Source organism: Aquibacillus salsiterrae, from assembly GCF_028416595.1.
GTDB lineage: Bacteria > Bacillota > Bacilli > Bacillales > Amphibacillaceae > Aquibacillus_A > Aquibacillus_A salsiterrae.
On record NZ_JAMQKC010000009.1, the window covers coordinates 80,978 to 92,866 of the forward strand.

Sequence of the window (11,889 nt, forward strand, 5' to 3'; positions counted from 1 at the left end):
ATGAAACGAATAGGAATATGCTGCATGGGGCTTTTGTTAGTATTGACTAGTTGTGCCCCTTCCTTTAACAAACAACCTGATGAGGTAATTGAAGAAAATCAAGATGAAACAGGTGAACAAGAAACAGCGATTATTCCTAGCTACAACATATCTGATCAAGAATATCGTGTGATGGTCCCATACAAAATTGGCAAGGCAAGAGGAGTTATTGTCAATCAGGTGGCCAATCGTCTAGATATTGACGAACTAGAAGAAGGGCTAAGAAGGCATTCTAAGGAAGCGTTTGACCCAGACCAGTATTATTTTCAAGAGGGGCAATACATTACAGAAGACATTGCTTATGACTGGTTAGAACGCTATGAGGTAGATAAGGAAGAGCTCGGGTTAAATCCAGAAATTGAAGACCCATCTGACGTCGAACAACAAAGAGAAAACCCGAAGTATCTTTCCCATGTTTTAGAGCAAAACTACTTGGTTAAGACGAATGATAATTTTGTTGAGTTGGGCGGGGTCTCGATTGGGATAGCTTTAAAATCAACCTATCGTTTCCAAACAGAAATTGGTGGTCCTTACTTCTATGAAGAAATTCCTAATGATACAATGTTGGAAAAAGGAAATGAAATAGCCGAAGAGGTTCTAGAACGAACACGATCTATTGAAGGGTTATCAGAGGTGCCAATTTTAATTGCGTTGTATCGTGAAGCATCTCAGGATTCATTGACACCAGGAAGCTTTGTTGCAAAGGCATTAGTGGATGCGAAAAGTTCTAATATTGATGGATGGGAAACAGTGAATGAAGAATATATATTGTTCCCTTCTTCCGCAGCAAAAGAGAAGTATCCCGATATTTCTGCTAACTTAAATGACTTTGAACAAGATATCGCAAATTTCTTTCCGAATTATGTAAGTGTAATTGGAGAAGGGTTTTATGTGAATGAACAATTGCAAAAGCTAACATTGGAGATTCCGATTATCTTTTACGGTAAAGCAGAGGTGATTGGGTTTACCCAATACGTGTATGGACTAGTCAAGGAAGGCTTTCAAAACCACTACGACCTAGAAATAAACATCACATCAAATGATAAACAAGAAGCATTAATAACGAGAGAAGCTGGTGAAGATGACCTCAATGTCCACGTGTACAATTAGGGGCAGTTCTTTTGGTAGATAGGGCCGGGGAGAACAGTCCTCATGGTAAAGGGGATGAAGTTAATGGAAATTGGCCCATTAATAAAGCTACACAGGATAAAGCAAAATATGAAACAAGAGGATTTAGCCAAAGGGATTGTATCAGAATCTTATTTGTCCAAAATTGAAAACAATAAAACAAATGCTAATCCAAAAGTGATTGATATGTTATGCAATCGTCTTGGAATTAAATTAGATGATGAGGTTAGTCAGTCACAGATTATCGAGCAATGTAAGAAGTGGTTCAATCTCCTCTTTGAATTTAACGACATCGAAGAAATGAAAAGGCAATATCAAAAATTAAAAGTGTTGATTAGTAAAAATGTCACCCCTTATAACACATTATTTGAAATTCATAAAATAAGGTATTATTTATTAACCGACGATATTAGTAAAGCGACCGAACAAGTGGCAAAATTGAAAGAGTTAAAAGCAACATTTAGTGAGAAAGAGCTGTATTATTGGTATAAATTCATTGGCGACGGTTTATGTGATCTAAAGGATTACCAACAAGGAATACACTACTACAAGCTTGCAGAAGAAAAGCTAACAGACCTCGATTTACCTGAATTTGAAGTTGCTGACTTGAACTATCAAATCGGGGTTGCGAATAATAATGTGCGCAATTCGATGGAAGTAATAGAATACATTAACGAAGCACTAAAATATTACCGGAAATATTACAACTTAGCGAGATGCTCACGAGGCCATTTGCTACTAGGTATTGCGTACCGGAGAATATATGTGTTTGACAAGGCAATTGAAAATTTCAATCTAGCCATGGAATTAGCAGAGATTAATAATGATGAAGAGGTAACTAGACTCATCTATATAAATCTTGGACATTTGTACACAGCTAAACAAGAACCAAAGCAAGTGGAATATTATTTTCAAAAGGTATTAGATGATCAAAAAGCAACGACACGGCAAAAATTAATCTCGATTTGTGCATTATCGGAACAGTACTTCTTCGCCCATGAAATTGATAAGAAAAAAGAAATGATCCAGTACGGTTTGGCCATTTTAAATCAAGAAAGTAATAAAGAAGAGTATCGTTTCTTTGAATTAAAACTTTATACGTATCACTATGCAATTGAGGAACAATTTGATAAATTTGAATCGATTGTCATGAACGAATTTATTCCTTTTCTCGAACAAGAGAAGGATTACGTAGGTATTGTCACTTACGGGAAAATGATTGGCCAGTACTTTGAAGATCTGAAAAAGTATAAATATGCAACGCGTTATTACAAGTTGGTTAATACAGCATATGAAAAAATGATCCAGCTTTAAGACGTCGTTTCATGGAATGCTTCATAATAATCGTTCTGGTTGGAAAGTTGCTAATTTTGCCTGTTTTTTGCTATTATCATAAGTATTGTTACTATATAGATTCGGGTGACATCTTTCCTGTGCAGTAGGAGAGTTCGTTAAATTTTTTGGAGGTGAAGAAAATGGCAGACATTTCAAAAGACCAAGTAAAACACGTTGCCCATTTGGCGCGTTTAGCAATTACTGATGAAGAAGTTGAAAAGATGACCAAACAGCTAGGGGATATTATCAAGTATGCTGAGTTATTAAACGAATTAGATACGGATAATGTACAACCTACAACGCATGTACTAGACTTGAAAAACGTTATGCGTAAAGATGAACCGAGAAAGTGGATTGAAAAGGAAGACGCAATGAAGAATGCTCCAGACCAACAAGACGGTCAGTTCCGAGTTCCGTCGATATTAGAATAGAATAGAATAGGAGGGTAAGCCATGTCACTTTTTGAATACAGTCTGAAAGAAATCCAAGAAAAGCTACATAATAAAGAAATTTCGGTAAGTGATTTAGTATCGGAGTCATTTAATCGAATTAATGCGGTTGATCATCAAATTAATGCTTTCTTAACATTAAACGAAGAGGAAGCTCGTAATAAAGCAAAAGCATTAGATGACCAAGTTGGTCCTAATTCTTCGATTCTGTTTGGGATGCCAATTGGAATTAAAGATAACATTGTCACAAAAGGACTACGCACAACCTGTGCAAGTCAATTTTTATCCAACTTCCGCGATCCTCTTTATGATGCAACCGTTATGGACAAATTAAATGCGGAAAATACGGTGACAATCGGTAAGTTGAACATGGACGAGTTTGCGATGGGTTCGTCTACCGAAAACTCAAGCTATGTAAAAACAAGAAACCCATGGAATACAGACCATGTTCCTGGCGGTTCTAGTGGTGGTTCAGCTGCTGCTGTTGCTGCTGGTGAAGTGTTTTTCTCTTTAGGGTCTGACACGGGTGGTTCGATTCGTCAACCGGCAGCCTTTTGTGGTGTCGTTGGTTTAAAACCTACATATGGTCTTGTATCTCGTTTTGGCTTAGTTGCCTTCGCATCTTCCTTAGATCAAATTGGTCCAATAACACGGACAGTGGAAGATAATGCCCATTTGCTTCAAGCAATCGTTGGACATGACCCAATGGATTCAACTTCTGCTAACGTCGACGTACCAACCTACAGCGAGTCCTTAGAACAAGGTGTTAATGGTCTCAGAATTGCTGTTCCTAAAGAATATTTAGGTGAAGGGGTTGACCCAGAAGTAAAAGCAGCTGTTATGAGTGCTCTTAAAGTATATGAAAGTCTAGGTGCAACATGGGAAGAGGTGTCATTGCCACACTCTAAATATGCGGTTGCAGCCTATTACTTATTATCTTCTTCTGAGGCATCAGCAAACCTAGCACGTTTTGACGGTGTTCGTTACGGTGTTCGGTCGGAAAAGGCAGAGAACATGATAGATATGTTCAAAATGTCTCGTAGTGAAGGCTTTGGTGACGAGGTGAAGCGCCGTATAATGCTTGGTACGTTTGCGCTTAGCTCTGGTTACTATGATGCTTACTATAAAAAAGCACAAAAGGTTCGAACATTAATTAAAAATGATTTTGAAAAAATATTTGAAAAATTTGATATTATTGTTGGGCCAACTACACCAACACCAGCATATAAAATTGGTGAGAAAATTGATGACCCATTAACAATGTATGCAGATGATATTGTAACTAGTCCAATTAACTTAGCTGGTGTTCCTGGAATGTCTATTCCGTGTGGATTTTCTAGCAAAGGGCTGCCAATCGGTCTACAGCTAATCGGAGATCATTTTGATGAAAAAACATTGTACCAGTTCGCTTACGCGTTTGAGCAAGCAACCGAATTTCATAAGAAATTGGTAGAAGTAGGGGGTGGGAAATAATGAACTTTGAAACAATTATTGGTTTAGAAGTCCATGTCGAATTAAAGACAAACTCAAAAATTTTCAGTCCGAGCCCTAATGCGTTTGGTTCAGAGCCCAATGCTAACGTGAACCCTATCGACCTCGGCTACCCAGGCGTTTTACCAGTGTTAAACGAAGAAGCGGTTAATTTTGCAATGAAGGCTGCCATGGCGTTAAATTGTGAAGTTGCTACAGACACGAAGTTTGATCGTAAAAACTATTTTTATCCGGATAACCCAAAAGCATATCAAATCTCGCAATTTGACCAACCTATCGGGGAAAATGGTTGGATTGAGATTGAGGTTGAAGGAAAGAAAAAGCGTATTGGGATTACACGTATCCATATGGAAGAAGATGCGGGTAAACTAACACATGGTGATGGTGGTTATTCTCTAGTCGACTACAATCGTCAAGGTACACCATTAGTCGAAATCGTATCTGAACCTGATTTACGCTCTCCTGCTGAAGCATATGCTTATTTAGAAAAATTAAAGAACATTATTCAATATACAGGTGTTTCTGATTGTAAGATGGAGGAAGGCTCTCTTCGCTGTGATGCAAACATTTCACTTCGTCCAATCGGTCAAGAAGAGTTCGGGACAAAGACAGAACTTAAAAACTTAAACTCTTTCTCTTTTGTACAAAAGGGTTTGGAGTTTGAAGAAAAACGCCAACAACAAGTATTGTTAAGTGGAGGAGAAATTCTTCAAGAAACACGACGTTATGATGAGGCAACGAAAGAGACGATTTTAATGAGGGTGAAAGAAGGTTCTGATGACTATCGTTATTTCCCAGAGCCTGACCTTGTGCCACTTTACATTGACGAGGCATGGAAGGAAAGAATTCGTGCAGAGATTCCTGAACTTCCGGACCAGCGTAAAGTGCGTTACATTCAAGAATTAAACCTACCTGAGTACGACGCAATGGTACTAACTAGTACTATCGAGATGTCTGATTTCTTTGAATCAACGATTGCTGAAGGGGCAGATGTGAAGCAAGCTTCCAACTGGCTTATGGGTGAGGTTTCTGCTTACATGAACAAGCAACAAGTGGAGTTACATGACCTGAAGCTAACTCCAGAGGCTTTAGCAAAAATGATCAAATTAATTGAAGATGGCACAATCTCTTCTAAAATCGCGAAAAAGGTGTTCTCTGAATTAGTGGAGAACGGTGGCGACCCTGCGAAGATTGTTAAAGAAAAGGGCTTAGTTCAAATTTCTGACGAAGGTCAATTGACAGAAATCATCTCTGGGATTTTGGATGAAAATGAACAATCCATTATCGATTATAAAAATGGTAAAGACCGTGCAATTGGGTTCTTGGTTGGTCAAGTGATGAAGGCCACTAAAGGCCAAGCTAATCCACCAATGGTTAACAAAATCTTGTTAGCTGAAATTGAAAAAAGATAAGTATGCATTATGTTTGTAAACTTTGAAAAGGGCTGTTACATGTAAACAGTCCTTTTTCTATGATAGTAAGAAAGTGTAAATGGATTCAAGAGCTGTCTAGTTTTTCTAAATACGGTTTAGTAGCCATCCATTATTGGTATAATACTAAAAGGCCGACAGTAGTTCTTTTCAAAAAGATAAAAAAAGACTAAGATATAATGTAGAAATCATGATAGGATTGGGGGATGCCTATGAAACGTGCCCGGATCATCTATAATCCAACCTCTGGCCGGGAGCTATTTAAAAAAGAGCTGCCAGAAGTCCTGCAACGTTTAGAACAAGCAGGGTATGAAACGTCTGCACATGCAACTAAGAGTGCCGGCGATGCGATTGAAGCAGCAAGAGCGGCAGTTGAACGAAACTTTGATATTGTAATAGCGGCTGGTGGAGACGGAACAATTAATGAAGTCATTAATGGAATTGCCGAACAGCCAAGTCGACCAAAAGTTGGGGTAATTCCAGTTGGTACGACGAATGATTTTGCCCGAGCGCTTAGTATCCCTAGAAATATACATAAAGCTGTCGACATCATTATAGGTGGAAATACAAAAGCGATTGATGTAGGGAAAGTTAATAATGAATACTTTATGAATATTGCTGGTGGTGGAAAACTGACTGAACTTTCTTACGAGGTGCCGAGTAGGCTGAAAACAGTACTCGGACAACTTGCCTATTATTTAAAAGGAATGGAAATGCTCCCATCTCTACGACCAATTAAAGTGCAGATCGAGTATGATGGCAAATGGTTTGAAGACGAAATTATGTTATTTCTCGTATCCAATACGAATTCTGTAGGTGGATTTGAAAAGTTGGCACCAACAGCAGCGCTTGACGACGGCTTATTTGACTTGTTAATTTTACGTAAGGCTAACCTTGCTGAATTTGTAAGAGTTGCCTCATTAGCGTTGCGTGGTGCACACTTAGAGGACGACCTTATCTTTTACACAAAGGCTAATCGGGTTAAGGTTCATTCAAATGAAAAAATGCAGCTAAACATCGATGGGGAATATGGAGGACTATTACCAGGCGAGTTCGTCAATCTATATCAACACATCGAATATTTTGTCCCACAACAAGAAAGCTAATCTCTGTCCCGAAGTTTGTCGAAGTAAGGCGGATAAATTGCGGAAAGGCGCCCTAATTTCCCGGGAAATAAACAAATTTCGGCTTAGAATGACAAAAAAGGACGATGGTAAATGGTTAAACAAGAACCACCTGTAGAAAAAAACGATGTCATCGAGTTAACTTTTGAGGATATTACACATGATGGTGATGGTGTTGGCAAAGTGAATGGATACCCGTTATTTGTTCCTTATGCGTTACCAGGTGAAAAAGCAAAAGTTAAAGTGATAAAAGTGAAAAAGAATTTTGGAATTGGAAAACTTATTGAAGTAGAAGAGGTAAGTCAAGAACGTGTTGAGCCTCCATGTGATGTCTACGTCCAATGTGGAGGTTGCCAGCTTCAACATATGAGTTACCAACTGCAATTAGATTTAAAACAGAAGCAAGTTGTCAATGCTTTAAAGAAGTTTGGTCATATCGAAGGCATTCCCGTTCATCCAACGATTGGAATGGATGACCCATGGCGTTATCGGAATAAAGTGCAAATTCCTGTGGCTTACCGACATGGCGAGCTTATTACTGGATTTTATCGAAAACGAAGCCATGAAATTATTGAAGGCATGGACCGTTGTGTCATTACCGCCGAAATTAATGATCGTATGGTTGAGGCAGTTCGGCGTATGGCAAACCGGCTAGGAATCAGGGCTTATGATGAGCGGAGTCACCGTGGTGTTTTGCGTCATATCATGGTTCGAACGGGGCAAGAAACCGGGGAAACAATGATTGTCTTAATTACAAGGACTGAAGAGATTCCTGGCAAGGACGAGCTTGTTAAAGAGCTTCATGAGACGTACCCACAAATCAAATCAATCGTCCAAAATGTTAACAAAGAGAAGACAAATGTTATTTTAGGTAAAAAAACGAAAGTGCTTTGGGGCGAAGAATATATTTACGATAATATCGGTGACATTACATTTGCCATTTCGGCAAAGTCGTTTTACCAAGTGAACCCTCCTCAGACTAAGAAATTGTATGATAAAGCATTAGAATATGCTAACTTGGCGGGTGGAGAAACAGTCATTGATGCGTATTGTGGTATTGGTACAATTTCGTTATTTTTGGCGAAGAAAGCAAAGAAGGTGTACGGTGTCGAAATTGTACCAGAAGCAATTGCTGATGCTAAGAAAAATGCTGAGCTAAACAAAATTGATAATACTGAATTTTTTGTTGGTGAGGCAGAAAAAGTGATGCCGTGGTGGACCGCGCAAGGACTTAAACCGGACGTAATCGTTGTCGATCCGCCAAGAAAAGGCTGTGACGAAACATTGCTAGAAGCAATGATCAAGATGAATCCAAAACGAATTGTCTACGTTTCCTGCAATCCATCAACTTTAGCGAGAGATTTAAGATTCTTAGAAGATGGTGGATATGAGACAAAGCAAGTACAGCCAGTGGATATGTTCCCACAGACAGGGCATGTGGAGTGCATTTCACAGTTAGTTTTAAAAAATGATTGAGGGGGATTATAACCCCTCAACCTGTGCAAACTTATAGTAAATCTTAACATCTTTGTTTTCGGTTACTTCAATCTTTTCTATGAAACGTAGTATCATTTCTGTTGACAAGTTATTAAAGTTTAAAAACTCTTTCAGTTGTTCTATAATGGCGGAAATTTTACTAGTTGCTTTATTTTCCGCCATTACCTTTTTTATCTCCGCTTTTTCAACCTCCAGTTGTTGTGATTTTTCTTGTATCATTTCAACAAAGTCATCATAATCCTGCTTTGAAATATCTTCGGAAATAAACTTTTGTAAAGCGTTTCGCTTTAATTCTTTTTGTTTCTCGACTTGTTTTTCAATGGTTTGTAGACGAGACTCATTCTTTTTTGTGGTTGCTTTGACCCTCTTTTCAATCCTGCTTTCTAAGTCAGGGTGGTCTAGTCTATCTGACATTACTTTGAGGTCATCAAGAATAATCTCAACTAGTTGTTGTTCTTTTACTGCATGGTTAGTACAGGCTTTATTTCCATGTTTAGCATAAGTACCACAGATATAACCGTTACGGTTAGCACGATACCACATGCCATTTCCACATTCTGAACAATAAGCGATATTAGTAAAAAGGTGCTTTTTCTTTCTAGTTCCGCCCCTACCTCTTTTAGCCTTTTGTTCAAGTAATTTCTGTACTTGTTCAAACACATCTCTTGAAATGATAGGCTCGTGAGCGTCAGAAATGGTAATCCAGTCCTTTTGATTGTTTACCTTCCGTGTTTTGTTTGTAACGTTTGTAGTAGTCTCCCTACCCTGTACAAGGTCTCCTGCATAATGGGGGTTCTGTAAAATCTTCTTAACAGTAGAACCTTGCCAATATAAGCCTGCATTTGATTTCCCCACAACCTGTGAGGGGGTGGGAATATCTTTGTTAGTGAGATACCTTGCTATTTTGTCATGCCCCCAACCTTCTAAATACTTGTCAAAGATGTCACGTACAATTTCAATAGTATAGTCATTCCTAACAAATAATTTCCCATTTTGAAGGCTATAACCATAGGGGGGAATACTACCCATAAATTTACCGCTTTTGTACTTCATGTGATAAACAGATTTAATACGGTCACTAATGCGTTGGCTTTCACTTTCATAAATCCAAGCATATAAACCAAACATAGCTTGTTTTGAAAAGTCTTGTGTATCAACTTTACCATCTAAAGTAATTAAGCGAACACCTTTTGTTTCAGCTACTCGCTTAAGCTGATAAAGCAATTCAACATTCCGCCCCAATCTGCTTAATTCCTTAGCTACAATTACATCAAACTCTTTGTTTTCAGCGTCATGAATAAGTTTCTTTAACCCCTCACGATTGTCTGTAGTACCTGTTTGAACATCCGTATAGAAGTCATAAAGGTCACAGTCATTTTCATTGATGTAATCTAAAATCATATGCTTTTGATTTTCAGGTGACTCTTTTTGCCCTGCGTTATTGGTTGAAACTCGTACATATCCTGCTACTTTCATTTTTGTCGCCCTCCGTTATGGGTAGCGACTATATCTACTTGTCTATTATTGTAAGCGGCAGATACAATCTTTTCAATTTCTTTTTCTAATTGATGTATGATTAACGACCTAAAGTCCTGTGTTCCTGTAAATACCCTTTGTATATTCATTGTTATCTCCCCTTTCAACCTTAGCAATCGCTCTATGTGGGGGAATAGTTGCAATCTTCTTCTTGAAAAGTTAAAGTTGAAAGGATAATAGAGTTAATAAAAAAATTACCAAAAGTTGGGGTTTGAAATGGTGCAAACTTCCTAATAGTATGATATAGTTTATAAGAAATTTTAGTATTTTTGTATTGGATAAATTAAAGGGGGAAAAAGAGTATGGGAGAAAAGGTGAAAGTAAAAAAGCCATTTTATAAAAAATGGTGGGTTTGGGTACTAGCAATCATTATAGTAGCAGCAATAGCAGGTGGTGGCGGTGAAGATACCGCAGAACCAGCTAGTACAGAACCTGCAAACACTGAGACTAGTTCCAATGACACCGCAAAAGAGGATAACAAGGAAGAGCCAAAGGAAGAACCTAAGGAAGAAGAAAAGAAAGCATTTGGTCTTGGTCAAGAAGTTGCGGTTGAAAACCTAACTTATATTGTAAATGGTGTTGAAGAACAAACAGAGATTAAAAGAGAATATATGGATAATATCACTACAAGTGGTAAATTCTTAATTATTGACCTCACTATTAAGAACAATGACAAAGAAGCGAGATTTATTGATAGTGAGATGTTTAGATTAGTAGACGCTGACGGAACGGAGTTCAGTTCAAATACAGAAGCGGATATGTATATTAACAATGGCGATTTAGGTTTCTTCATGCAAGAAATTAACCCTAAAATGGATATGACAGGTAAAGTAGCATTTGAAGTACCTGCTGACGCTACGGACTTACAATTACAAGTATCAAGTGGATTTGGTTGGAGCGGTGGAAAATACGAGGTTATTAACCTTAAATAATCATTAAGGCACTTCTTTTAAAGGAGTGCCTTTTTATACGAGGTGGATAAAATGAACAGAACGACAGAGTTTGTATTAGGGTTGCTAGGAGGTATTTTTGGATTTGGTGGGTCATTATTTGCCCTGTTTGTTGGTGTTTGGTCAGAAGAAATTTCAACTTTAGGTAGTGTGGCATTTTTATTTTCTATTTTAGCTATCGTAGGTGCTATAGTTGTAAAGTTTAAGGCGAAATTAGGCGGATGGTTGTTGTTAGTTAGCGGAATTGGAATTTTATTCTCTATCAGCCTTTTTGGTGTATTACCTTCAATATTACTAGTTCCAGCAGGATTGATGGGTATAATTAGAAAACCTAAACATGAAAATATTCAAGCATAATTTATAATAGGTGCACTTGCCCTCCGCTCCGCTACGGTCAAGGTGCACGCACTCGCTACTCTCGTGCCCTTTTTTATTTCTGAGAATTTTAGGAGAAAAAATCGGGGGAGCGGAGCGACCCTGTTAATTATAGGTGTGTATCCACGTAGCAAAGCGGAGGGGATATACACAAAATTTTACCTATACCTTTATTATCTAAGAATAAAGAGTCTATGTAAAAAGGGAAAACCTAGAACCCTTTGTGGCTCTAAGTCTTACAGGTAATTTTACTTAGTTTAAAAGGGTCGGTTTTCCCTGTGCAAAATTGCTAAAACAGTCGGTTTTTCTCGTACGCACAAATACCCTTTATTCATCTTTTAAATGTTCCTCAAACATTGCCCTTAAACCGCTTGTATAGTCGTCCTGTCCGTCACTATCCTTTCTATATGTAAATGTCAACGATAGAATGTACATTTTTGATTGTTTAAGTATGCACAATTTAGTTAATAAACTAAATCAAAGTTTAGCCTCTAACTGATATGCAACTGAGTGGATCCACTACAAATTGACCATA

General features: G+C 38.0%; 11 protein-coding genes. 9 read left to right on the forward strand and 2 right to left on the reverse strand.

Translation table 11 applies throughout. The features are described from left to right. From NC799_RS11405 to rlmD, 7 genes are all read left to right on the forward strand, one after another. Nucleotides 1–1,149 (forward strand): CamS family sex pheromone protein, encoded by a 1,149-nt coding sequence (locus NC799_RS11405; RefSeq protein ID WP_272446566.1) that lies wholly within the window; start codon nt 1–3, stop codon nt 1,147–1,149. Nucleotides 1,150–1,191: 42 nt separating this feature from the next. Then, nucleotides 1,192–2,481 (forward strand): helix-turn-helix domain-containing protein, encoded by a 1,290-nt coding sequence (locus NC799_RS11410; RefSeq protein WP_272446567.1) that lies wholly within the window; start codon nt 1,192–1,194, stop codon nt 2,479–2,481. A 161-nt stretch (nt 2,482–2,642) separates the two neighbouring features. After that, a complete protein-coding gene (gene gatC / locus NC799_RS11415; protein ID WP_272446568.1) occupies nt 2,643–2,933 on the forward strand; it encodes an Asp-tRNA(Asn)/Glu-tRNA(Gln) amidotransferase subunit GatC in 291 nt (96 codons plus the stop codon). A 21-nt stretch (nt 2,934–2,954) separates the two neighbouring features. Next, nucleotides 2,955–4,424, forward strand: a complete 1,470-nt coding sequence (gatA, locus tag NC799_RS11420) for an Asp-tRNA(Asn)/Glu-tRNA(Gln) amidotransferase subunit GatA (protein WP_272446569.1) — start codon at nt 2,955–2,957, stop codon at nt 4,422–4,424. After that, nucleotides 4,424–5,854 (forward strand): Asp-tRNA(Asn)/Glu-tRNA(Gln) amidotransferase subunit GatB, encoded by a 1,431-nt coding sequence (gene gatB / locus NC799_RS11425; RefSeq protein WP_272446570.1) that lies wholly within the window; start codon nt 4,424–4,426, stop codon nt 5,852–5,854. Before gatA ends, gatB begins: the two co-directional genes overlap by 1 nt. A 230-nt stretch (nt 5,855–6,084) precedes the next feature. Beyond that, nucleotides 6,085–6,978, forward strand: a complete 894-nt coding sequence (locus NC799_RS11430; RefSeq protein ID WP_272446571.1) for a diacylglycerol kinase — start codon at nt 6,085–6,087, stop codon at nt 6,976–6,978. 111 nt (nt 6,979–7,089) lie between these two features. Then, a complete protein-coding gene (gene rlmD, locus NC799_RS11435) occupies nt 7,090–8,472 on the forward strand; it encodes a 23S rRNA (uracil(1939)-C(5))-methyltransferase RlmD (protein ID WP_272446572.1) in 1,383 nt (460 codons plus the stop codon). Between the two features lie 6 nt (nt 8,473–8,478). Here rlmD and NC799_RS11440 read toward each other — a convergent pair whose 3' ends face one another. Both NC799_RS11440 and NC799_RS11445 read right to left on the reverse strand, forming a co-directional pair. Next, entirely contained in the window at nt 8,479–9,969 is a 1,491-nt protein-coding gene (locus NC799_RS11440; protein ID WP_272446573.1) for a recombinase family protein, read from the reverse strand. Further along, nucleotides 9,966–10,118, reverse strand: a complete 153-nt coding sequence (locus NC799_RS11445) for a hypothetical protein (protein ID WP_272446574.1) — start codon at nt 10,116–10,118, stop codon at nt 9,966–9,968. Before NC799_RS11445 ends, NC799_RS11440 begins: the two co-directional genes overlap by 4 nt. A gap of 213 nt (nt 10,119–10,331) precedes the next feature. On the opposite strand from NC799_RS11445, the gene NC799_RS11450 reads away from it, so the two are divergent. Next, nucleotides 10,332–10,961 carry a DUF4352 domain-containing protein gene (locus tag NC799_RS11450; RefSeq protein ID WP_272446575.1) on the forward strand — a complete coding sequence of 210 codons (630 nt, stop codon included), beginning with the start codon at nt 10,332–10,334 and terminating at the stop codon, nt 10,959–10,961. A 51-nt stretch (nt 10,962–11,012) separates the two neighbouring features. Next, complete coding sequence (locus tag NC799_RS11455; RefSeq protein WP_272446576.1) at nt 11,013–11,336, forward strand: DUF4064 domain-containing protein; 324 nt, start codon at nt 11,013–11,015, stop codon at nt 11,334–11,336. The last annotated feature ends 553 nt before the right edge of the window (nt 11,337–11,889 follow it).